Source organism: Desertivirga xinjiangensis, assembly GCF_024436435.1.
In the GTDB taxonomy this organism is placed as follows: Bacteria; Bacteroidota; Bacteroidia; order Sphingobacteriales; family Sphingobacteriaceae; genus Desertivirga; species Desertivirga xinjiangensis.
In genome coordinates, this window is record NZ_JAFMZP010000012.1 from 93,337 (window position 1) to 117,357 (window position 24,021).

General features: G+C 42.6%; 14 protein-coding genes. 12 read left to right on the forward strand and 2 right to left on the reverse strand.

Annotation, left to right across the window (positions count from 1 at the left end; genetic code table 11):
- The first annotated feature begins 38 nt into the window (after positions 1–38).
- Genes J3P37_RS21240 through J3P37_RS21265 form a run of 6 tightly spaced genes read left to right on the forward strand, consistent with a single transcriptional unit; the run spans position 39 to position 11,046 of the window.
- Positions 39–3,335, forward strand: coding sequence for a SusC/RagA family TonB-linked outer membrane protein (locus J3P37_RS21240; RefSeq protein WP_256013672.1), 3,297 nt, complete (start codon positions 39–41; stop codon positions 3,333–3,335).
- An 18-nt stretch (positions 3,336–3,353) separates the two neighbouring features.
- Positions 3,354–5,258, forward strand: a complete 1,905-nt coding sequence (locus tag J3P37_RS21245) for a RagB/SusD family nutrient uptake outer membrane protein (protein ID WP_256013675.1) — start codon at positions 3,354–3,356, stop codon at positions 5,256–5,258.
- A gap of 45 nt (positions 5,259–5,303) precedes the next feature.
- On the forward strand, positions 5,304–6,527 hold the full coding sequence (locus J3P37_RS21250) for a DUF4959 domain-containing protein (RefSeq protein WP_256013678.1): 1,224 nt from the start codon (positions 5,304–5,306) through the stop codon (positions 6,525–6,527).
- 30 nt (positions 6,528–6,557) lie between these two features.
- On the forward strand, positions 6,558–7,763 hold the full coding sequence (locus J3P37_RS21255) for a DUF4998 domain-containing protein (protein ID WP_256013681.1): 1,206 nt from the start codon (positions 6,558–6,560) through the stop codon (positions 7,761–7,763).
- 32 nt (positions 7,764–7,795) lie between these two features.
- On the forward strand, positions 7,796–10,003 hold the full coding sequence (locus J3P37_RS21260; RefSeq protein WP_256013684.1) for an alpha-amylase family protein: 2,208 nt from the start codon (positions 7,796–7,798) through the stop codon (positions 10,001–10,003).
- Positions 10,000–11,046 (forward strand): aldose epimerase family protein, encoded by a 1,047-nt coding sequence (locus tag J3P37_RS21265; RefSeq protein ID WP_256013687.1) that lies wholly within the window; start codon positions 10,000–10,002, stop codon positions 11,044–11,046. The genes J3P37_RS21260 and J3P37_RS21265 overlap by 4 nt, the downstream gene beginning before the upstream one ends.
- Before the next feature lie 12 nt (positions 11,047–11,058).
- On the opposite strand, the gene J3P37_RS21270 is transcribed toward J3P37_RS21265, so the two are convergent.
- On the reverse strand, positions 11,059–11,952 hold the full coding sequence (locus tag J3P37_RS21270) for an AraC family transcriptional regulator (protein WP_256013690.1): 894 nt from the start codon (positions 11,950–11,952) through the stop codon (positions 11,059–11,061).
- A 315-nt stretch (positions 11,953–12,267) separates the two neighbouring features.
- Between J3P37_RS21270 and J3P37_RS21275 the strand changes: the two genes are divergently transcribed.
- The 6 genes from J3P37_RS21275 to J3P37_RS21295 all read left to right on the forward strand — a co-directional run bounded on the left by J3P37_RS21275 (position 12,268) and on the right by J3P37_RS21295 (position 22,741).
- On the forward strand, positions 12,268–13,611 hold the full coding sequence (locus J3P37_RS21275) for a sugar porter family MFS transporter (RefSeq protein WP_256013693.1): 1,344 nt from the start codon (positions 12,268–12,270) through the stop codon (positions 13,609–13,611).
- Between the two features lie 19 nt (positions 13,612–13,630).
- Positions 13,631–16,987 carry a DUF5107 domain-containing protein gene (locus J3P37_RS21280; protein ID WP_256013696.1) on the forward strand — a complete coding sequence of 1,119 codons (3,357 nt, stop codon included), beginning with the start codon at positions 13,631–13,633 and terminating at the stop codon, positions 16,985–16,987.
- Between the two features lie 66 nt (positions 16,988–17,053).
- Complete coding sequence (locus tag J3P37_RS21285) at positions 17,054–20,008, forward strand: glycosyl hydrolase 2 galactose-binding domain-containing protein (protein WP_256013699.1); 2,955 nt, start codon at positions 17,054–17,056, stop codon at positions 20,006–20,008.
- Positions 20,009–20,136: 128 nt separating this feature from the next.
- Positions 20,137–20,901, forward strand: a complete 765-nt coding sequence (locus tag J3P37_RS21290) for a 3-keto-disaccharide hydrolase (protein WP_256013701.1) — start codon at positions 20,137–20,139, stop codon at positions 20,899–20,901.
- Positions 20,902–21,020: 119 nt separating this feature from the next.
- Positions 21,021–21,356, forward strand: a complete 336-nt coding sequence (locus J3P37_RS23240; protein WP_500793330.1) for a four-helix bundle copper-binding protein — start codon at positions 21,021–21,023, stop codon at positions 21,354–21,356.
- Positions 21,357–21,505: 149 nt separating this feature from the next.
- Entirely contained in the window at positions 21,506–22,741 is a 1,236-nt protein-coding gene (locus tag J3P37_RS21295) for a DUF2254 domain-containing protein (RefSeq protein ID WP_256013702.1), read from the forward strand.
- Positions 22,742–23,045: 304 nt separating this feature from the next.
- Here J3P37_RS21295 and J3P37_RS21300 read toward each other — a convergent pair whose 3' ends face one another.
- Entirely contained in the window at positions 23,046–23,630 is a 585-nt protein-coding gene (locus J3P37_RS21300) for a hypothetical protein (RefSeq protein ID WP_256013704.1), read from the reverse strand.
- Between the last annotated feature and the right edge of the window lie 391 nt (positions 23,631–24,021).

Consider the following 24,021-nt stretch of genomic DNA (forward strand, 5'->3'; position numbering starts at 1 on the left):
CGCCGCTGAACCAAAAAATCGATTATTAACCAAGTTTTATGAAGGCAATTTATACGCTCAAAACATTTTTAGCAACAGGGTTTCTGGTCAGGACGTCCAGTGCCTCAGTTATTTTATTGTTGTTTTTTTCAGGCATTTATTCTGAGGCTTACGCTCAGACGCCTCCAAAGATCATTGTTACCGGCTCTGTGAAGGATTCGGTGGGCGGGCCTTTGATCGGGGTTGCTATTGTTGCAGAGAACCAAAAAAATTTAGGAACCAGTACAGATGTGAACGGCCGTTTCGTTTTGGAAGTACCATCGGGAACAGCGCTTAAGATCTCTTACGTTGGATTTGTAGAACAACGGATCGTGGTTAATGAAGCTAAAAAAACACTGACTATAGTTTTAAAAGAATCTTCGAATTTGATCAATGAAGTTGTAATTACAGCTTTCGGGAAAAAGGAACGAAAGGAGGCTCTTGTGGGATCGGTCACGAGCATCAAACCAGGTGAGTTGAAAATTCCGGCCAGCAACCTTACAGCAGCTCTTGCAGGCCAGGCTGCCGGGGTGATCGCTTATCAGCGAAGCGGTCAGCCGGGACAGGATAATGCCTCATTTTTTATTCGGGGAGTCACTACGTTCGGTTACAAAAGGGATCCTTTGATCCTGATAGACAATGTTGAGCTGACGGCCAACGATTTGGCCAGACTTCAGGTGGATGATATCGCAAGTTTCGTGATCCTGAAGGATGCCAGTGCTACTTCATTATACGGAGCCAGGGGAGCAAATGGTGTGATCCTGGTAAATACAAAAGAAGGAAAGGAGGGGCCGGCGAAGATCAATTTCAGATCGGAGTTCTCGTCTTCTCAATCTACGCAAACACTTGATCTGGTTGATCCTATAGAGTATATGCATCTGTATAATGAAGCTACCCTAACAAGAGACCCAAAACTTCCTTTGCCTTTTTCTCCTGCGAAGATACGGAACACGCAAGCTACAATTGAGAGTGCTCCAGGGAGTAATCAATATGTTTATCCGGCGGTCGACTGGCTTGATCTGCTATTCAGGAAGACCGCCACAACCCAAAGAAACAACCTAAGCATAAGCGGCGGCGGCGGCGTCGCGAAGTACTACATAACGGGTACCTATAATGTGGACAACGGGGTATTGAAAACAGATAACCGCAATAACAACGACAATGGTCTGAAGTTTAAGAACTACCAGTTGCGGTCTAACGTGAATGTCAATATCACCAAAACTACCGAAGCTATTGTGAGACTCTCTGGTACCTTTAGTGAATATAACGGCCCTATCACGGTCGACGGCTCTTTTGCGTCCGATCTCTATAACGTGGCGGTTCACACAAGCCCGGTTCTGTTTCCTGCTTTTTATCCTGCAGACGAAGCAAATCTAAACTCTAAACACATTTTGTTTGGGAACAACGGTACAGCCGGAGGTACAAGCAATAATTCCATTCTATATAATAATCCTTACGCTGCCTTACTACGCGGTCACAAAAATTCTTCGGAATCAAGAATGTCCGCACAGTTTGAATTAAACCAGGATCTCGAGTTTGTAACCAGCGGGCTTAAGTTCAGGGGGATATTCAATACGAACAGGTATTCGTATTTTGATTCTCAAACAGCTTATAACCCTTTTTATTACAACATTGGTTCTTACGACAGGCTTGAGGATAAGTATACGCTTACCTGGTTAAATCCTCAGCCAACCGGAGATAATGTAGCTACTGAGTATCTTAATTATTCCAGGAATGAACCTAATGCAAATACGTTCGTGTATTTACAGGGGGCGCTGGATTATAACAAATCCTTGGGGAACCATAATATCAATTCAACCCTGATCGGTACGATGCAGTCTACTGTTTACTCCAGTGCTAAAGATCCCAGACTCAACATTACCACTTTGCCATACTCCCTGCCCTTTAGGAATATGGGGCTTGCCGGCAGGCTTACTTATTCCTTCAAGAATAAGTATTTCACAGAATTTAACTTCGGCTATAATGGGTCGGAAAGATTTTCAAAAGAACACCGGTTTGGCTTTTTCCCAACGATCGGTGGTTCCTGGGTCGTTTCTAATGAAGGATTTTGGAAACAAAACGGCCTGATCAGCCGCCTGAAGATCCGGGCAAGTCATGGTCTGGTGGGTAACGACGCAATCGGCGACCAAAGGTTCTTCTATCTTTCAGACGTAGACCTGGCTACTGGTCCCAACTATTCTCAATTTGGATTTAATAATCAATATGAACGTAAGGGTGTGTTCATAAGAAGTTATGAAAATTCTGGTATAACATGGGAAACGTCTAGACAAACCAATTTGGCCATAGAGGCTACTTTGTTAAACAATCTGAGTGTTATCGCAGAAGTTTATCAGAATCACAGGTACAATATCTTGCGCAAGCGCGATATTCCCGTAACTGAGGGGCTTGAATCTGATGTGTTTACAAATCTTGGTGTGGTAGATTCAAAGGGTATCGATCTATCGGCAGATTATGGAAGATCGTTCGCCAGTGGCCTTGGTCTTTCATTCAGGGGTAATTTCACTTATTCCACTAATAAGTATACTTATATAGAGGAACCGAATTACGCGGAGCCCTGGAGACATTTTATCGGGCAGCCTATCAGCCGGGGCTATGGCTATATCGCTGAGCGTTTGTTTGTAGACGATGAAGAAGTGGCCAATTCGCCTTCTCAGATCATGTCTGTGCAGGACGAATGGGGAAACAAGTATACGAGTACGCCTCGTGGCGGCGACATAAAGTATCGCGACATGAACGGAGATGGAAAAATCGATAATCTTGACCTGGTATTTCTGGGATATCCGCAAACTCCGGAGATTGTTTTTGGCTTTGGGTTTTCTTCCCGGTTTAAGGGCCTTGACCTCTCTGCTTTCGTTCAGGGACAATCGCGCGTATCATTTTTTGTTGATCCTACCAGGGTAAGTCCTTTTATTCCAAGTTTTCAAAAGTACATTTACGGTAATACCCAGGTTTTGCAGCAGTTTGCCGACAGTCATTGGTCTGAAGAGAATCAGGATCTTTATGCACAATACCCAAGGCTTGGTACCGATGCATCGGCAATCGCCAATAACTTACAATCGAGTACATGGTGGCTTCGCGATGCAAGCTTTCTACGGTTAAAATCACTTGAGATCGGATACACCCTTCCGAAACGGCTGCTAAGCAGAATGCACGTAAACAACTGCAGGCTATATGTTAACGGTCTGAACTTATTTACACTTAGTTCATTCAAGATGTGGGATCCGGAGCAGGGAGGAAACGGTTTCGCATATCCTATACAAAAAGTATTTAATGTGGGTTTAAGCGTGAATCTATAACCGCGAAAAGATTAAGCTATGAAATTATACTACAAACTGATCTGTTTTACAATGTTTTGTACGGTAAGCATATCATGTAAAAAATATTTAGACATCGTCCCGGATAATGTGGGTACTCTTGAATACGCCTTCAGAAATCGCAATGAGGCCGAAAACTACCTGTTCGGCTGTTATTCAACTATGCAGCAGCTGGCAGATGTAACGAAGAATCCAGGCTTTACAACTTCTTCTGAAATTATATATCCTATTCTTCAAACTCGTTTTTTCGATGAATCGGGATTTAACCTGATAAGGGGGATACAAACGCCGGCAGATCCGATACTGAATTATTGGTCAGGCAATAATGCACAGTCTATGTATAAGGCCATCAGAAGATGTAACATTATGCTGGAAAATATTGATGAGCCAATAGATCTGAAAGAGCCTGAAAAGAAGAGATGGATTGCTGAAGTAAAGTTTCTGAAGGCCTTTTATCATTATTATCTGATCAGGATGTATGGGCCGGTAGTTCTGATCAAGGAAAATAATCCGACTGATGTTAACTTAGAAGCTACCAAACGTAAGCGGGCTACCCTTGATGAATCTTTTGAATATGTGCTGTCGCTGATGAACGAAGCTATTCCTGACCTTCCCCCTGTAATTGAAAATCAGACAAGGGAGTTTGGCCGGATCACGAAATTTATGGCAATGTCACTTAAGGCAGAAATGCTTGCTACAGCAGCAAGTCCTTTATTCAATGGAAACCCTGATTATGCTAATTTTAAGGATAAGGTTGGACGAAACTTATTTCCTGTAGCTTATGATGCCGATAAATGGAAAGACGCTGCCGATGCCTGTAAAGCTGCAATAGAGGAATGCGAGGCACAAGGTCTTAAATTAAACAAAGAGGTTCCGACAACCAATGTCGCGGAGGCCTCGATTGAGATGAAGGGCGTTCTTGTTCTCCAAACTACAATTACCAGGAGATGGGAAGAAAACCCGGAGCTGATCTGGGCCCTGAACTATGGATTTAATTATCAGGGATATACCATTCCTAAATTGACATCCAAGGCTGTTAGTATGGCCAATACCTATCCGTCGAACTGGGCTGTTCCGATCTCTACAACAGAATTGTTCTATACCAATAACGGGGTTCCTATTAACGAAGATAAAAATTGGGATTATGCAGATCGCTTTACTCCTTTGCCGGGCGACGAGGCGAACAAGCATTATATTAAACAGGATTATCAAACGGCCAAGGCTCACTTTAACAGAGAAAAACGTTTTTACGCCAGTCTTGCTTTTGATGGGGGGATATGGTTTGGAAATGGCAAAACAAAAGAGAGTGAGGCGTACCATGTTGAAGCAAGAAGCCAGTTTGCGATTGCGGGTCCTAAGAGTTTAAACTCAACAAATATTACGGGGTATTGGCCTAAAAAGCTGGTTAACTACCTGACGAACATGGACGAGTCATTCACTCCGGCAGATTTTAAAATGCCTTTAATTCGTTTAGCCGGTCTTTATCTGCTTTATGCAGAGGCGCTGAATGAGGTTCAGGGGCCTGATGCAGAAGTCTTTAAATATCTTGATATGGTGAGGGAAAGAGCCGGCTTAAAAGGTATACAAGAGTCCTGGGCTGCTTATTCCAAGAATCCTGGTAAGCCCGAAACTAAAGAAGGCTTACGTCAGATCATTCACCAGGAAAGAAGGATTGAATTATGTTTTGAAGGCCAGAGCGGTTGGGACCTCCGTCGTTGGAAAGAATTGCAGGGTGTTTTAGGCAGGCCATTGCAAGGCTGGAACATCACTGAAGAGGATGCTGCGAGTTATTATCGTCCGCAAACAGTCCTTATACCTGTTTTTGGTTTGAAGGATTACCTGTGGCCTATTCAGACCTTCGATGTGATTGTGAATGAGAATCTTACCCAAAATCCTTACTGGTAGCAGACCGTTTAATTTTTGCAAATCATGAATACTAAGAATATAAGAATGAGAACAAGTACGAGCTTCAGATTTTCTGCTAACAGTATGCTAATCCTCATGATCATAGCATTATTTACATCTTGTAAAAAAAGTGAATCTCCGGTTGAAGTGATATCAACCGATAAAACAAAGCCAGATGGGGTTACTGATGTAAAAGTGGAAAATCTGAATGGTGCAGCTCAGATCACTTATAAGTTACCCGATTCAAAAAATATCTTATACATCCTGGCACGTTATAACATCAATGATAGCCGGGTAAGGGAGTCTAAGACAAGTTACTACCGGGATACAATCATAGCTGAAGGCTTTGCTGAGGAAAAGGAGTATGATGTCACTCTGTACACTGTTAGCCGGGCAAATGTCATGTCAGATCCTATTGTAGTCAAAGTACATCCGAAAACACCCAACTATATTTTGATCAATGAAGGCTTAGAAATTGCACCTGATTTTGGAGGGGCAAGTTTTATAGGATCTAATCCTAATAAGGTACCAGTCTCAGTTCATCTTATGGCGTTCAATGATGCCACCGGGAAGTATGAAGAGCAGGAACCCGAGTACATCAGTGGTGATAAGGTAGACTTGTCAATAAGGGGATTTGATCCCAGGGAACATAAATTTGGAGTATATACAACAGACAGATATGGCAATGTGTCCCCAACAAGATATACCACGCTTACGCCCTTCTTTGAAACTTTACTGGATAAGAGCAAATTTTACACCTATAAGTTGCCAAGTGATAGCCCCATTGGATATGGATGGGAGTTCCGGTATTTCTTTGACGGCAATTTAGGTGATCCGGGATGGCATACCTTATCGGCACCTACTAAACAAGGGACGTTTGGACTGGGTGTTACCGCTAAGATCAGCAGGTTCGTTCTGTGGAACAGATTGCCGGACATGTTTGGATACCAGAACCCTCGAAAGATCACGATTTGGGGATCATTGAAAGATAATCCTCAGGATTCGGCACTGCCGAAGAATTCAGATCCGGGGACAGTTGCCGGCGACTGGGTAAATATGGGAAACTTCACTTTTCCTGATCCACCGTCTGGGCTGCCAGGAAACCAGGCTAATGCAGCAGATAATGCCTTCGCCGCAGCGGGTATCAATTTTAAGATGCCTTCATCTTCTCCGCTGACTAAGTTCATAAGGTTTGAATGTACGCAAACGTGGGGAGGGCTGGACTATATAAACGCCATGGAGATATCAGTCTATGGAAGTCCTCAATAGTTAATCTTTTTATATATGAAAAAGTATAGCATGAAAAGTATTTTTTACATTACCAATCTTCTTTTTGGACTGTTTATACTAACTGGTTGCGAAAAGTATGCAGATGATTACAAAGATTACCTGAATGATGAGGAGATCGTTTATCCCGGTCTGGCTCGTAATGTGCGTTACTACGCTGGAAACCAAAGAGCGGTACTGGTTTGGAATCCCAGCCCGGATCGAAGTATTGAGAGATATATAATATTTTGGAACAATGGCGAGGATTCTGTGAGTGTCGCTGCTACCTCTTATGATCCGGAGGAAGACCTAAGTGTTTCAATACCTAATCTGAACGAGTATGCCTACAGCTTCCAGATTGTAGCAGTTGACCGGGAAGGCCGCAAGTCCATAGGTCAGGAGATCAATAACGTAAGAGTATATGGTCCAGTTTATCAGTCTACATTAACCAATCGTCCTTACAAGACAGCAAACCCTTTTGTAAGAAAAAACGACGGCAGTGTTGAGCTTAATTTCGGTAAAGCGGATAGCCTGAACTTTTCTACAACCATCCGTTATACAAATGTCAATAACCAGATAGAGGAACGCGAGCTTGCAGCTGAAAGTAATTCAATATCTCTTCCTAACTATAAGACAGGGACAGCTATCCAATACCGGTCTTCATATAAGCCGGAAAAAGATGCAGCCGACGCTATTAACGTGGAAGCTTTTGAAGAGCTGCCGGTCGAGCTTGACAGGGCTCTGATTGCGCCCTTTCGTTTGCCTTCGGATATTCGCTCAGAGTATGGCTGGGAGTTACAGTACCTGTGGGATAATAATACGGGGGAGCCTGGCTTTCACACGCCGGGAACTTCCATGCCACAATGGTTTAGTATCGACTTAGGTGTAAATGTGCCTTTAGTGAGCTTTTCGTTATGGCAACGAATCTCGGGCCTGTTTAATTATGGAAATTTAAAGAAGTTTGAAGTTTGGGGCAGCAATAACCCCAATCCCGACGGAAGTTGGGAAAGCTGGACCAAACTAATGACCTGCAACTCCTTTAAGCCTTCAGGTCAGCCAGTGGGTCAGAACAGCGATGCAGACCGTGCATTTGCAGAGGCGGGCGAACCTTTTGTGTTTCCTGCCGGAACTCCCGATGTAAGATATTTAAGGTTTAAAGTGCTGGATACCTGGGGAAATACAAATTACCTTCACCTTGTCGAGCTTAAGTTTTTCAGGAAGCTTGGTGTGACTAATTAATAGAACAATATTCAATCAGATAAACGCCTTTTATGGTTAACTTCCCGGGTGTAAAAAAAGCAGTCACCCTCTGTTTTATATTATCGTCTATAGTTAATGAGCTTTATGCGCAGCAATTACAGCGTTCGGCCGACAGCCTGGTGTTTTCCTCATTAACCGTAAGGGTGGTGCTGAACACGAAGCGAGGGACGGTAGACTTCAAATTTGCCCACGCTAATTCCTTTAATAATACTATGTGTTACATAGAGGAAGTAAATAGTGGCTTTTTCCGCTCTGTAGATTTTTCCTCTCATACCGCCCAGGTTAGGGAAGTAAATGATGCTTTAGGAAAGGGAAGTATCATTGAAATCACCCATCAGGGCGAGGGCAAACCTTTAAGGTTGTTACAGAGCATTACCGTCTATAAGGACAAGTCTTTTATAGTGGCAAGTTGCCGTGCGGAATCGCGGACCGGCCCTATCGAGTCAAGGAATATAAGCCCATTTGCTCTCTCTGCGGATGGAGGCAGGGCAATTGTTCATGGTCGTAACCCAAGGGTTCTGGATGTTCCATTTGATAATGATAATTGGGTAAAGGTTTTGACCCAAAGCTGGGCTAAACCGTTTTCCGGGACCGGCTATGAATTTATCTCTTTATATGATCAGGATTCTCATTCGGGCACTGTTATCGGAAGTTTAAGGCATGATTTCTGGAAAACCGGGATCCGGTACCATTCCTCTGATCGTTTCGGGCAGCTCGATTCGCTTGTGATTTTTGGAGGTGCCTCCAGCAGTGACAATCCCCGTCTTCCTGCAGAACAAGGAGGTTACGATGGTACCCATGACCTGGTTGCGCATGGTACTGCGATTGGACAGGCTATTGAAAGCCCTTTACTATTTATTGGCTCTTCAGCGGATGTAAGGAAGGTGTTCAGGGATTACGGAGATGCGAACTCCGCCGTATCCGGGGGATTGAAATGGAATAAGCCGGCGCCTTTCTACTGGAATAGTTTTGGTGTCGAAAATGTATTAGGCTGGTCGAAAATTATGATGCCTGATGGCGTAAATGCCATCTCAGACACGCTAAAAAAACTTGCTAATTTTAATAAGCAGCAACCGGTGATCAGTATTGACTCTTATGATCAGAGCATTTACTCTACCAAAGTTTTGGCCTCCATCAATAGTTACTTGCAGAAGAATAATCAGAAAATTGGTTTTTACTTCATTCCGTTTGCGTTATGGACATGGAAAAATTCTATATCAAACGACAAATTACAGGGAACAGACTATGCGGTTGCCGATGTGGTTCTGAGAGATGATGGAGGTAATCCCATAGCGTACAAGGACGGTGATTGGGCGGCCTATGCGCTTGATCCTACTCATCCGGCAGTGCGTCAATACGTAGTTCAGCAATTGAAAAAAGCGAAAACAATAGGCGCCACCTTTCTGAAAATTGATTTTCTGACTGCCGGAAGCCTTGAATCCAGCAGGCGCTATGATAAATCTGTACGAACAGGTTTACAAGCCTATAACCAGGGAATGAAGATGTTGAAAGGCCTGGTAGATTCTGTCATGGGACCTGATATCTTTATTACCATGGCCATCTCGCCTATGTTTCCTCATCAATATGCGCATACCCGGTTTATTTCCACAGACGTTTACTCGCATTTGAGGGATGATCAGCCCGGCTTTCCTCATTATGGAAGTACCGCTTCTTCCATGATCACAGCTTCGCACATGACCTGGACGCAGGGTACTTTATGGCCGTACACAAATATGGATGTTCTGATCATGAATAACTTTCAGAAGAATCCGGATTTAACGGAGCAGGAAGTGAAAGTGAGGCTGTATAGCATGATGACAATGGGAAGTATTATGGGTGATGGCTCGGATCTGAGAAATAAAACAGCGTCTGGGCGAGCTGCTGTCTACATGAATAATGCAGATGTGTGTGCATTTTTTAAGCAGCCGAAAGCATTTACCCCGCTCCGGTTCGCAGACGGTACAGTGCAGGATCAGCAATTGTCTTTTTTCCTTCCCGGGAATACGGTACTTGTATCCGTGTTCAATTTTAAGAAGGATGGGAGTTTCAAAGAGAGCTTTAATTGCAGCGATCTTGGCTTGAGAGAGGGAGACTACGAGGTCAGAGATTTTCTAACAGGCAGAGTGCTTGCCAGTATCAGGCAGGGTGAAACTTCTTTCAGCCTTGTGGTGCCACAAAAAGATGCTGTATTGGCAAAAATAGTTCGCATATCGAAATGAAAGTAACGGCCTTAAATGTCAGCATCAAAAGCTGGGGACTCTATAATGATCAGGAGATATTCCTGGTTAAATGGGAAAATAGTGATGGAAGCTATGTAGAGTTTACTAATTATGGCGCCACCATTGTATCGGTCGTGGTGCCTGATGCCGGTGGAGATCTTAGTCAGGTAGTATTAGGGTTTAATAAGTTCGAGGCCTATCTCGCCGACACCTGTTATATCGGTTCTACCGTTGGACGTTTCGCAAATCGCATAAGCAGAGCACGTTTCACCCTTGATGATCGGGAGGTACTCCTTGAGGCAAACGACAACTTAAATAGCAATCATGGCGGCTTCAGTGGCTTTAATTCAAAAGTGTTTAATATTGATATTACGTCAGATGCGGTTATTTTTTCTCTGATCAGCGAAGACGAAGAGGGCGGCTACCCAGGAAATCTCGAACTTAAAGTAAAGTATACCTGGACCGAGAGTTATGAACTATCAATCACCTATCAAGCTATTTCTGATAAAAAGACCATTGCTAATTTTACTAATCACTCTTACTTCAATTTATCCGGGATTAATAATAATATTACAGATCATAGCCTATTGGTAAATGCCGGGAAAATGCTTGAAATGAGAGAGGACTACCTGCCAAGTGGTAAAGTGATTCCATGTGGTGCCGGGCGATTTGATTCCGATAAGCTGAGCGATAAGTTAGTTATGAACGACGGCAGACTGACAGGTGTAAATAACTATTACATCCTGGATCGCAGGCCAGGACCAGGTGAGTTGCAGCATGCCTGTACTTTAAAGGAGGAAACAACAGGCCGGAGCCTCGAGGTTTTCACAAGCTATCCCGGGCTAATGGTTTATACAGGCGATTACCTTTCTAGCAATTTCCCAGGGAACAGAAATGCAGCTTTAACGGAATTTGGTGGAATCTGCCTCGAATGCCAGCATTATCCTGATAGTCCTAATCAGCCGGGTTTTCCCCAGGCCATCCTGGAGCCGGCAGAACTTTATGAAGAAGTTATCCTTTTCAAATTTTTTTATAACAATTGATCTTTAAAAAAATCAATTGTTCTTCTTGTGCAGCTTTTTATACTGGGAAGGCGACATTCCAATCACCTTCTTAAATAACCTTGAAAAGTAAAAAGGGTCGTCAATACTTAATTCACTGCAAATTTCCTTAATGCTCTTATCCGTAAAATACAAATACTGACAAGATTTCTGGATCTTCAAATAATTGAAATAATTGATCGGGGAGGAGCCTGTTTTCTTTTTGAAAATACGGCAATAGTGCGGAACCGATATTTTTTCCTGTCTGGCGAGTCCTTCGATGTCCAGTTGCAAATGCAAATTAGCCTTCATATACCTGATAGAATTACTCACCGGGTCGGTATCATAGATCGATGGATTAGCTTCCTTATAATAGATAACTGAAGTAACGAAATGCAGAAGATTGAGGTTCATTATTTCAAGCTCTTTCTCTTTGTAGCTGCTGTCGATGATCGAGTAGATCTGCTCAAATTGTGTGATCCGGCTCTCCTCAAAAGGGATTGCCCTTACTTCAGGCACATCATTGAAGAGAAATCTCTTGTATATTAAATCTGCAATCTCTCCAGTGAAATGCACCCAATAAATGCTCCATGGAGATCTCAGGTCACTCCTGTAACTGTGTTTTATATTCCTTGGAATTATAAAAAACGTATTGGGTTCAATCTTATACTCAGTCTCGTTCAGGGTGACGAAGCCAATTCCTTCGGTACAATAGATAAAAATATATTCATCGCAGCCTGATTCCCGTTCAATTTCATGCTGACTAGCGCGTGGGTAATGGCCGATCGCGGTGAGGTAAAACCGGTTAATTATTGGGTTTAGTAAGATGGTTTGATGAATTTCGGGCGGCAGCACAAATAAGCGCTGTCCCAGAAAGCCTTCTTTAATTCCTTTCTTTTGATCCTGCACGTAAAAAGAGGTTAAAATTAGTTTCGTTGAAAGACCTAAGTATTTGTCTTTATGTTTTCCTGAAGATAAGTAAAAACGATAATATAATCTATATCGTCTTTTAGTTTTTAAATATTTATGTCGGAATTATTTAAATAGGGGCTTGGTTAGAGTGTAGTATAAATTCAATTGCTACAAATGTGGTGGATGCCTGTCAAGCTGAACGTGGTTTTATTTATCCGGTGTTCCCTAAGAGAATATTGTCCATTTTTTATTACTAATCGTCCATGTGTCAAAGCCGTTAAAATAAGCAATTTTAAAAACCAATTATTAGATATGATCAAACAGGAAAAATTCGATAATAGTTATATTATCGGTATCTCATTTATCTCAGCTCTTGGAGGATATTTATTCGGATTCGATTTCGCCGTGATATCCGGTGCGCTTCCCTTCTTACGGTCCCAATTTATGTTAGATGCGGTATGGGAGGGGTTTCTCACAGGATCACTTGCCTTGGGCTGTATAGCAGGATGTCTACTGGCAGGGGGCCTGGCAGAAAAGTACGGCAGGAAGCCGGGACTAATGCTCGCAGCTCTGATATTTACCCTTTCCTCTTTAGCCATAGCCCTGGCTGGTAGTCTTACTTCCTTTGTTGTACTGCGTTTCATTGCGGGCATTGGGGTCGGGATGGCTTCAATGTTATGTCCCATGTATATCGCAGAGATCTCGCCTGCGGAAGTGCGCGGAAGGAACGTAGCTATTAATCAACTTACCGTTGTTATCGGTATTCTGGTAACTAATCTTGTAAACTACTTCCTTGCCGATTCGGGGCCTGATGCCTGGCGATGGATGTTCGGCCTTGGCGCGGTTCCGTCCATTATTTTTATAATTGGAGTTATATGGTTACCGGAAAGTCCGAGGTGGCTCATTAAGGTAGGGCAGATAGACAAAGCTAACCAGGTATTGCATAAAATAGGTTCTGAAGAATTTGCTTCATCTACCCGTGCAGCAATAGAACAATCTCTCAGAGGAGCGAAAAAGCAGTCCTTTAAGGCTGTATTTGAAAAAGGAGTAAGGCCGGCTGTAACGGTTGGGATCATCCTCGCGGTGTTCCAGCAGTTATGCGGAATTAATGTGGTGTTCAACTATACTTCGACGATTTTTGAATCGGTAGGGGCAAACCTGGACAGGCAGTTGTTTGAAACCGTGTCTATAGGTATTGTGAACCTTGTTTTCACGCTTTTGGCTATGTGGCAGGTCGACAAGCTTGGAAGGCGTCCCCTGATGCTGATCGGTTCTGTGGGTTTATCGGTCATATACCTGATTCTGGCATTTTTTCTTCAAAATCAATTTCCGCCAGCAGCGGTATCTATCTTTGTACTACTGGCGATCTGTATGTATGCGGTTTCCCTGGCCCCTGTAACGTGGGTCCTTATTTCTGAGATCTTTCCCAATAAGATCCGGGGAGCAGCTTCATCTGTAGCTATTATTTCGCTCTGGGGGGCTTATTTCATCCTCGTATTTACGTTTCCCATCCTGGCAGAACAGCTCGGAACTTTTGGGCCCTTTTATCTGTATGCGGCCATATGCCTGGCAGGCTTCTTCTTCGTGCTCGCCAAAGTGAAAGAAACCAAGGGGCAAACGCTCGAAGAACTTGAACATAATCTGGTAAGACATTAATCAATCCTTACAATAAATAATGGAAAACTTATATGTAAATGTTTGGGAAGAGAAAGTTATTATTCCCACTTATGGTATTGGTAAGCCTGACAAAAACCCTATGTTTTTTGAGAAAAGGGTTTATCAGGGAAGTAGCGGTGCCGTTTATCCAAACCCTGTAATTGAAAAGATCTTTGATGAAAAGGAAGATAAAGAATACCATGCTCTTTATCTTGAGAATAAGTTTTTGAAGATCATGATCCTTCCGGAGCTGGGAGGGCGTGTTCAGATGGCTTATGACAAGATAAAGCAAAGGCATTTTATCTATTACAACCAGGTAATTAAGCCTGCCTTGGTTGGCTTAACAGGACCGTGGATCTCTGGGGGAATTGAGTTCAACTGGCCTCAGCATCATCGTCCGAGTACTTTTGATCCCATTGATTTTAAGATCGAAGAGAATACTGACGGCAGCAAAACAGTGTGGGTAAATGAAGTGGAGCAAATGTTCCACACGAAAGGAATGGCTGGCTTTACCCTGCATCCCGATAAGGCTTATCTCGAAATTAAAGCAAAGTTGTTCAACAGAACAGCGATGCCTCAAACATTTTTGTGGTGGGCTAATCCGGCAGTGAAGGTTAACGATGATTATCAATCTGTTTTTCCGCCCGACGTAAACGCTGTTTTCGATCACGGCAAACGGGACGTATCGACATTTCCTATAGCAACGGGAACTTACTACAAAGTTGATTATTCGCCGGGAACTGATATCTCCATGTTTAAAAATATCCCTGTACCTACGTCCTACATGGCCATTAATTCAGAATATGATTTCGTAGGAGGTTATGAGCATGATTCCCAGGCAGGTGTATTGCACGTAGCGAACCATCACGTTTCTCCCGGGAAGAAACAGTGGACATGGGGGCACAGTGATTTTGGTCAGGCATGGGACAGGAACCTTACGGACGAGGATGGTCCTTATATCGAGTTAATGACTGGAGTTTTTACGGATAATCAGCCTGATTTTACCTGGTTAATGCCGTACGAAGAAAAGTGTTTTACCCAGTATTTTCTTCCTTATCGTGAATTAGGCGTAGTGAAAAATGCTACCAAAGATATCCTTCTGTCAATTGTTGCTGAAAATGCTAAGGTCGTAGTGAAGGTATTTACCACCTCTAAACACGAGGAAATTCGCTTAATGACCAGTTATAAGGGGAAGGTTTCTGAAGCGGTTATAACGGTAAGTCCTGAGGAAGTATATGTGAAAGATATCGAAGTTACAGGATCATTTCAAGAGAGCGAGGTGTTTATAGCGATCTATTCAGCTTCGGGAAAGGAACTGATCAAATATGAGCCGGCCAAAAATAAGAAAAACCCGATTCCTGAGCCAGCAAAACCTGCTTTAGCGCCAGATGAGATTGAAAGTAACGAGCAACTGTTTTTGACTGCGCAGCATCTGGAACAGTATCGTCATGCCACTTACAGCCCGGTTCCTTATTATGAAAGGGCTTTGGAAAGGGAACCCGGGGATATCAGAAGCAATAATGCTTTTGGTTTGTGGCTCTTAAGAAGAGGGCAGTTTTCAAAAAGTGAGGCTTATTTCAGGAAGGCGATAGAAACCAGCACGGAAAGAAATCCGAATCCTTATGACAGTGAGCCCTATTATAATTTGGGAGTGTGTCTTCATTATCTCGACAGGCATGATGAAGCTTATGAGGCTTTCTATAAAGCAACCTGGAGTAATGCCTGGAAAGACAGCGGTTATTTTTCGGTAGCAAGAATTGATATGCGCCGGGGGAACTATGAAGATGCGTTACAACATATAGAACTGTCTTTGGATCGAAATGCGAATAACAGCAAATCGTATGTGATCAAAGCTGCAGCTTTGAGAAATTTAGGAAGAGATGAAGATGCCCTCACCGTCTGTGATGAAGCGCTTAGACGCGATGGGTTCAATCTTGGAGCGCTTTTCGAGAAGATGCTGATTTTCAAACAACGCGGTCAGCAAGCAGAATTCCGGAAAGCTCAGGAAGAACTTTTGGCCTTATCGCGGGGATATGAGCAAAATATGCTCGAATATGCTTTTGACTATGCTTCAGCAGGCCTGTATTCTGCAGCAACGGAACTGTTGGTACTTGCAGTGAAAGAGGACTCTTCAAACCCGATGGTTTTGTATTCTCTTGGAGCGTTCTCTTATTATTTAAATGATCAGAAGGAAGCATTAAATTTCTTCAGGAGAGCGTCTGCAGCCAGTTCTTACCTATGCTTTCCGAACCGTTTAGAAGAAATTAAAGCGTTAACACTGGCTCTTGATGTGAATGAAAATGATGCGATGGCATTATATTACCTGGGTAACCTTTTCTATGATAAACGGCAGTACGATGATGCGATCAAGTACTGGGAGCGATCTGTGGACCTAAACCCTCTTTTCCCGACATCAGTCAGAAATCTTGGCATTGCTTATTTTAATAAACGGAACGATGCCGAAGCTGCTTTAAGTTGTTTTGAGAAAGCCTTTGATCTGGATAGAACAGATGCACGGGTATTGATGGAACTAGACCAGTTGTACAAACGACTGAACAAAGATCCCAGGCAGCGTTTAGAATTCCTTGAGACGAATCTTGAGACAGCATATCAAAGAGACGATCTGTACCTGGAGATCGCATCGCTCTATAACTTCCTTGGCGAGCACGAAAAGGTCCTGGATCTAATTATGCAGCGTCAGTTTCATCCATGGGAAGGGGGAGAAGGAAAAGCTTCGGGACAGTACTTATACAGTCTCAAGGAGCTTGCTAAAGATAAGATCGCGAAAGCTCAGTTTGCAGAAGCAATAGTCCTATTGCTGCGGGCGCAAACGTATCCGCATAATCTTGGTGAGGGCAAACTATTCGGAGCTCAGGAGAATGACATCTTCTATCACCTGGGCTGCGCTTACGAAGGTTTACAGCAACCAGATCAGGCACGTGCCTTTTTTATAATGGCAACAGAAGGATTGGATGAACCGTCAGCCGCCATTTTCTACAATGATCAGCAGCCAGATATGATCTTTTATCAGGGTTTGGCCTGGAAAAAGCTAGGGGACCAGATCAAGGCTGGAAGCATCTTCAGTAAGCTGATTGCTTATGGGGAAAGTCACGACGGTGATGAGGTGAGCATTGATTATTTCGCTGTATCTCTACCCGATCTGCTAATTTTTGAAGGAGACCTAAAGCTGAAGAATAAGATTCATTGCACCTTCATAAAAGGACTAGGACTTCTGGGAGCAGGGAAATCTGCGCAGGCACAAGAGGCATTTACTGAAGTGCTTAAGCTCGACACCCAGCATTTTGGAGCAAAAGTACATCTGCAGCTAGCTGATTATTTGATCAATACTTCCGATGATGAAGTAGTACCTTCTTAATTAGGGTAGAACACACTAAAGGACCTTTTGCTGCTGAGAAGCCAGCTTCAATCAAATTATAATGTGATGAGTAAATATTTAATATTTCTTTATTTTTTATGCAATGTATTTGTAGCCCTAAGCTTGGTTCCGCAGGCCCAGGCTCAATCACGTGTCTCGTTGGGAAGTGAAGCGGGGCAGAGCTGGAAAGTAAAACCCCAGGCAGATGCAGGAGATAATGTTAATAGCTTTTTTCAGAGCGGATCGCAACAAAACGGCTGGGTAAAGGCGACTGTGCCGGGAACAGTTTATGCTGCCTATGTTGATCAGGGTCTCGAAGTGGACCCGAATTTTTCAGATAATATTTGGAAAACAGACAGGGCAAAGTTCGACAAGCCCTTCTGGTACATTACAAGTTTCAAAGTGCCTGTTTCTTTTAACAAGGAAAAGATCTGGTTGAATTTTAACGGAGTTAACCGGAAGGCTGATGTTTATCTGAATGGTGAAAAGCTGGGTACTGTTGACAACTTTATGGACAGGAAAAAGTTCGATGTAAGTAGTGTGGTGTTAAAGGACGGAGAGAATAAGTTAGCGGTATTGATCGATATCCCGAGAAGACCAATGGCAAACCAGGCAAGTCCGACTTATGTGTCGAGCGGAGGCTGGGACTGGATGCCTTATATCCCTGGTCTGAACTCGGGAATAACGGACAAGATCTTTCTTACAAATACAGGAAGTTTAAGCATCGGGAATCCCTGGATACAAACAAAACTGCCAACAAATGCCCGTGCGGATCTTAGGGTCTCTTTTGATATCCTGAATCATTCCAGGAAAAGCCATACAGCGTATGTTAAGGGATTAATTACCCCTGGGAATATTGAATTTACTCAGAAAGTGGCTGTCGAGGCAGATGTACCTTTGGCCGTAACCTTAGATAAAAGGCAGCTTTCGCAATTGGTTATAAACAGTCCCAAACTTTGGTGGCCAAACGGATATGGGGAGCAGAATTTATATACCTGCAACCTTACACTTCTGGACGGTACGGGGGAATCTGATAGGGCTGTAGTGAAGTTTGGAATTAAACAATATAGTTTCGACACCATCGGTAACGTCCTCCATATTTCCATCAATGGAAAACGAGTTTTTGTTAAAGGCGGAAACTGGGGAATGTCTGAATATATGCTGAGGTGCAGGGGGAAAGAGTATGATACAAAAGTCCGGCTTCATAAAGAAATGAACTTTAATATGATCAGAAACTGGGTAGGCTCTACCACAGATGAAGAGTTTTATGAGGCTTGCGATAAATATGGGATCATGGTTTGGGATGATTTCTGGTTGAACTCAAATCCAAATCTGCCCCGGGACATTAACGAATTTAATACAGCGGTGATTGAGAAAATTAAGCGGTTCAGAAATCACCCTTCCGTTGCCGTTTGGTGCGGAGACAATGAAGGATGGCCTGAGGCACCTTTAAACAATTGGATTAAGGAGAACATCAGGAATTTTGATGGTAACGATCGGTATTACCAGGCTAATTCACATGACGACAATTTATCAGGCAGCGGTCCCTGGGCCAACAAGGATCCAAGATACTACTTTACACCTTATCCAACGGGTTTAGGAGGAAGAGATGGTTGGGGATTCCGGACAGAGATCGGTACCGCGGTATTTACGAATGTAGAAAGTTTCAAAAAGTTTATGCCGAAGGAAAACTGGTGGCCGCGAAACGACCTTTGGGAAAAACATTATTTTGGACCATGGGCATTTAATGCGAATGCAGATCAGTATGAATCAGACATCAACACGCGTTATGGCAAAGCAAAGGGCATAGAAGATTTCTGCCGTAAGGCTCAGCTTCTCAACATTGAGACAAATAAAGCGATGTATGAAGGCTGGCTGGATAATATGTGGGAAGACGCTTCGGGGGTTATGACCTGGATGAGCAATGCTTCAATCCCTTCCCTTATTTGGCAGACCTATGACTATTACTATGATCTGACAGGAGCCTATTTTGGAATAAAAAACGCTTGCCAGCCCTTACACATCCAGTGGAATCCGGTAAGTAATTCGATTAAAGTGATCAACACGACTGGAAGTGATATTTCCAGCCTCATAGCGGAAGCCGATATTTACAATCTGGATGGCAGCCTGGTGAAAAAGTACAGCAGATCAGTAAAAGTTGCTTCAGCTTCAAATACCGCGGTTGAGGCATTTGAACTTGCTTTGAATCCTGAAAAGCTTGATCTCGCCCTAAATAAACCTGCTGTAGCTTCTTCGTCCGCAAGCGGTGAACCAGGCCTTGTTACAGATGCAAAGGAGGATACCCGCTGGGCAAGTAAATACACGGATAAAGAATGGATCTATGTTGATCTGGGTAAGGATGAGATTATCAGCGGTGTAGGGCTGAACTTTGAAGAGGGATATGCGAAATCTTATAAGATCCAGGTTTCAAGTGATGCAGTTCAATGGAGGGATGTGTACACTACAGATAAGGGTAGGGTAGGTATGCAGGAGGCCTTTTTTGCTGAGGAAATAACTGGCAGGTACGTTAGAATGCTGGGTATGCAGCGAGGCTCATGGTGGGGCTACTCGCTGTGGGATTTCAAAGTATATGCAGGGAATCTGAAGGAAAAGGACTTAAGCCCGGTACACTTCATTAAACTCCGGCTGAAGGATAATGCTGGAAAACTGGTCTCTGATAACTTTTATTGGAGAGGCAGTAACAGGAAAGATTTTACGGCCCTTAATCAATTAAAAAAGGTAGATCTAAAAGTGAATTCAAAGACAAAGAAGGCAGATGGCAAATATTTTATTGATGCTCAGATCACTAACCCTGCATCTTCTCCATCGGTAGCATTTGGAATCCGTATACAAGCACTAAAAGCAAGATCTCGCGAACAAATACTTCCTGCTGTTATCAGTGATGGTTATTTTTCACTACTTAAAGGTGAGACAAAGACCGTTCGTATTGAATTTGACGAGGATGTTCTTGGGAACGACACTCCTCAGCTGAAAGTTGAACCGTATAACAATAGGGATTGAATCAAGCCGCCTGAATTATTGGGTGTTCATAGAAAATGCAGATAAATGCCAGGATGAAGGTCATATCTGATTATACTGATATAGTAGATTTTTGTACATTTAAATCGAATTAGCACACTAGAACAATTATGAAACTAACAAAATTATTCCTCCTTGTTTTGTGCAGCGTATTGGCCTCTGCTGCCTATGCACAAGTTGGAGTTGGGACTAAGCCTGCGAAAGGAGCTGTGGTATTATTTGACGGGACGCGGGAAATGCTTGACAACAAATGGATTTACTGGGAAGGGCCCCGTTTTTCAGCTACTTATCCGATCAAATGGTATATTGTGAAGGATCCCGCAGGTAATGGTACCGTACTTAATGGTAATGATCCGGCCTCGGCAGGCGGTAAGTACGGAGCGGCAGACATCGTGACACGAGATACCTATCGGGATTTTCGTTTACATGTTGAGTTTTTAATTGCTAATCCCCGGGGCAATAGTGGCGTCTATCTGCAAAACCGGTATGAAATTCAGATCCTCGATGGTGATAGTACTTCGCATGGGATGGCGGCGGTAATTAACGATTCCCAATCCCCTTATTATGCCTATAACGGACTTGGGAAATGGAACGCTTATGATATTGTTTTCCGGGCGGCAAGATTTGAAGGAGGTAAACTTGTGGAAAAGCCTTTATTGACGATGTATTTTAATGGAAAGAAAGTGCATACCAATCAGCGTATAAGTCAGGTTTGGGGGGGCGAGAACTCAGGATTAGATGGTGGCAATGACGGAGGTAAGGGTATCACGGATGTTCCCGGAGGTTTAAAATTACAGGCAGAGGGGCACAACGTTCACTTCAGGAATATCTGGGTAAAGGAGTTGAAGCTGAACAAGCCGGAAACTGATTTCTAGAGCTCAGTGTGCTTAATAAACGTTGGGGGTAGGTTTGGTGGCTTCCGATAGACATCAAAAATTAAAGAAAACAATCTGTCATTAGAGCTCTTGACTAAATACATCTAATATTAAAGGTTATGGAAAATCAAAAACAGCAGGAGCTTATTCAAAAACTTTTAGATTGTGCTCTAACATGCGAACATTGTGCAACCTCTTGCCTCCGGGAGGAAAATGTTGCTATGATGGCCAACTGTATCAGCTTAGATAGAGATTGCTCTGATATCTGTATACAGGCTGCGAGGCTATTGCAAAGAGAATCACAAATAGCAGGTCAGTACTTGTTGTTATGTGAAGAGATTTGCCGCATGTGTGCTGAGGAATGCAGCAAACATGACGATGAACATTGTAAGAGATGCGCTGAAACCTGTACCATTTGCGCGGATGCCTGCCATGAGAAGCATCAACTTACTTGAGCAAGACTGATAGTCAAACCGGGAAGCTAATTGGCTTCCTGGATATTGTCTTAAATTTTTCTGGTAATACCTGATTCCGCTTTTTTAAGGCTATCTTTTATAAAAGAACTTTTTGGCCTTATGGTAGTTCCTATAAAGAAAGGAAGAGTATGGTGCAAGGAATATTAAAGTGGCTACGGACTGTTTATAAACAAACCATTGCCAGTATAGCATTTATACCTGCCTTAATAGCCATTTTCTTTTTATTGCTGTCTTTCTTTATGGTTCAGTTTGACTTTTCCGAATTTGGAAAAGCTATAAAATCAAACGCATACTGGCTTACACTTAAAGACGCAAGTACTGCAAGGAGCATAATATCTGCTATTGTTAGCGGGATTATTTCCCTTACCGTATTTAGTTTTAGTATGGTGATGATACTGCTAAACCAGGCAGCATCGCAAATGAGCAATCGCGTAATTGATAAACTGATTGGTAACCGGTTCCAACAAACCGTGCTGGGTTTTTATATTGGGACTATTGTGTATGCTTTATTCTTACTTAGTACCATTCGCGAAATTAATTCGGGAATCTATGTTCCCGCAATTAGTACCTATTTCCTTATTGGGCTTACAGTAATCGACATTTTCTTTTTCATCTACTTTCTCCACTATGTTACGCAATCGGTGAAATACGAAACCATTATTCATAGAATACACGATACTACCAGAAGATCTATGGAAAAAACCTGTGTAGCAAAGAGTGATACAGAAGGGCATTCTAATCTAAACGAATGTACAATTATTACTGCTTACAAGTCTGGGATCTATCAAGGGTTTGTACATGAGGGACTATTGTCTTTTTGCCAAAAGGAAGATATTGTTATTTCATTTCTTTATCCTTCAGGTACATCTGTTTTTCGGGGCAATCCTTTACTGGAAATAAAGGGCCATAAAAGCTTTCCTGAAACCTTTGAAGACGATCTTAGCAAGTTCATTAATATTTATAGAGGTCAAGAAATCAAATCTAACTATTACTATGGCTTAAAGCAATTAATGGAAGTTGCGGTAAAAGCCTTAAGTCCCGGAATAAACGACCCAGGTACTGCTATTCTAAGCCTCCAGTCCTTAGGTGAACTCTTTTCGTTTCGCCTTCAAAATCATCCTGTTACCCATATTAGAAATAAAGAAGGTATCGTTAGGGTAATTTCAAAAGAAAGGTCATTCAGTGAGATGTTTAAAGACTGCATTTATCCTATTTGGGACTACGGCAAGGCGGATCGTTTAGTTCTGAAAGAGTTGCTTCACATCTTGTCAGAGCTAAAAAGGCTATGTGAACATCCTTTAGTAAACGAGCTTTTAGAGTTGGTGCAAAAAGCCATAGCAAAGCAAGAGCAGGAGCGTGGGTAAGTTTCTTTTAAATAAGGCATTTTCCGTGCTAATTTTATATAGTAGTGTTGTTCTCAAGAATCGTCCGGGGATTGAGTCTTGAAAAGGTAGTAAGATCCTTGAAATAAAGACCCTATCAATTTACGATTTGGCTCAAAGCCAGCCTCGTTTTGTAAAGTGTCCCTAAATTTTCAACTTCTGCAGTGGATATAATTTCGTTTTTTTCATAGTTATTAAGTGAGGCCCGATAAACCATTAGGACCTGGCGGAAACCTCTATGTTCGGCTACAAAAGTGAATTGCTTTACTTTTTCAGAAGAAACCACCTATTGCTGGAACTCAGCTTTCGGAATGTTGTATCTTATAAACAAAGTTCCAAGTCGATTATTAAATCCCATAACTGGGCTTGTCATGCTTATTAAGCTATCCTGCTGTGTTTGGACATTAGTACTGTTAATTGCTAAATCAGAGTTATTACCAATAGTCGAGAAAGGTTTACCCTCGTCCTTTTTATTTGTTGATGAGACAATAATTCCTTTGTCGTTAATTAAAGCAATACGCTGAAAGTTCTTTTCTTTAACCATTTCATTCATATACAGGTTAACCTGACTCATATTGCCCTGCATCATTTCGGTTCGCACAGCCCATACAAATGGTTTAGCTAAAAGCTTCAAATGTTGTTCGTGTGCCTGGACTATCAAGCCTTTAGCTTCTTGCCTCAAACTGTTCTGTTTTGTTTCAGCATTTTTTCTGAGGTTGCTGGTTTCAATGGATTTCCAAATCCAAAGACCAACAATAAGGAGTAAAGCAATAAGGATTGCAATGTAGAAAGTCTTCCTTGAAACAGTAGGCGTATTTGCTGGGGTATGACGAGTTACCTCATCTTGTTGTGGTTTGTCGGTATGATCCATACAGGTATTTTAAATTAATAAATTATTCTCTTAGCTCTTTTGCGCTTACCAGTATCAAATTTCCCCCAATCAATGATGTTAATACTCTGCGGAGGTTATTAGATATAAGAACTAATCAAGTATTTAGTTTTCTTTATGTTAAACAGACGTTCCTCTCCGTGCAAATATTTCACTGTGCAAACATCTAACCTGGGAAACACTTTAAAGTCATGAAACCTGAAGATAGGAACCCGGAAAATTTGTTATACGAACCAACTCGGCTTTGAAATCGGTGTTTCATCAGGCGAACCTGACGGCAAAGAAACTGATATTTGCTACTGGCATTAAAGATTTGCTTGGGGATATAGAAGGGTTCGCGGCCTGTTGGGCATTAGGGCTATCCATTGCCCTT

Excerpts from the sequence above, each read along its gene's own strand:
- J3P37_RS21240 (WP_256013672.1), top strand. The coding sequence starts at position 39 with ATGAAGGCAATTTATACGCTCAAAACATTTTTAGCAACAGGGTTTCTG.
- J3P37_RS21265 (WP_256013687.1), top strand. The coding sequence starts at position 10,000 with ATGAAAGTAACGGCCTTAAATGTCAGCATCAAAAGCTGGGGACTCTAT.
- J3P37_RS21245 (WP_256013675.1), top strand. The coding sequence starts at position 3,354 with ATGAAATTATACTACAAACTGATCTGTTTTACAATGTTTTGTACGGTA.
- J3P37_RS21295 (WP_256013702.1), top strand. The coding sequence starts at position 21,506 with ATGGTGCAAGGAATATTAAAGTGGCTACGGACTGTTTATAAACAAACC.
- J3P37_RS21285 (WP_256013699.1), top strand. The coding sequence starts at position 17,054 with ATGAGTAAATATTTAATATTTCTTTATTTTTTATGCAATGTATTTGTA.
- J3P37_RS21255 (WP_256013681.1), top strand. The coding sequence starts at position 6,558 with ATGAAAAGTATTTTTTACATTACCAATCTTCTTTTTGGACTGTTTATA.
- J3P37_RS21275 (WP_256013693.1), top strand. The coding sequence starts at position 12,268 with ATGATCAAACAGGAAAAATTCGATAATAGTTATATTATCGGTATCTCA.
- J3P37_RS23240 (WP_500793330.1), top strand. The coding sequence starts at position 21,021 with ATGGAAAATCAAAAACAGCAGGAGCTTATTCAAAAACTTTTAGATTGT.
- J3P37_RS21290 (WP_256013701.1), top strand. The coding sequence starts at position 20,137 with ATGAAACTAACAAAATTATTCCTCCTTGTTTTGTGCAGCGTATTGGCC.
- J3P37_RS21250 (WP_256013678.1), top strand. The coding sequence starts at position 5,304 with ATGAGAACAAGTACGAGCTTCAGATTTTCTGCTAACAGTATGCTAATC.
- J3P37_RS21300 (WP_256013704.1), bottom strand. The coding sequence starts at position 23,630 with ATGGATCATACCGACAAACCACAACAAGATGAGGTAACTCGTCATACC.
- J3P37_RS21260 (WP_256013684.1), top strand. The coding sequence starts at position 7,796 with ATGGTTAACTTCCCGGGTGTAAAAAAAGCAGTCACCCTCTGTTTTATA.
- J3P37_RS21280 (WP_256013696.1), top strand. The coding sequence starts at position 13,631 with ATGGAAAACTTATATGTAAATGTTTGGGAAGAGAAAGTTATTATTCCC.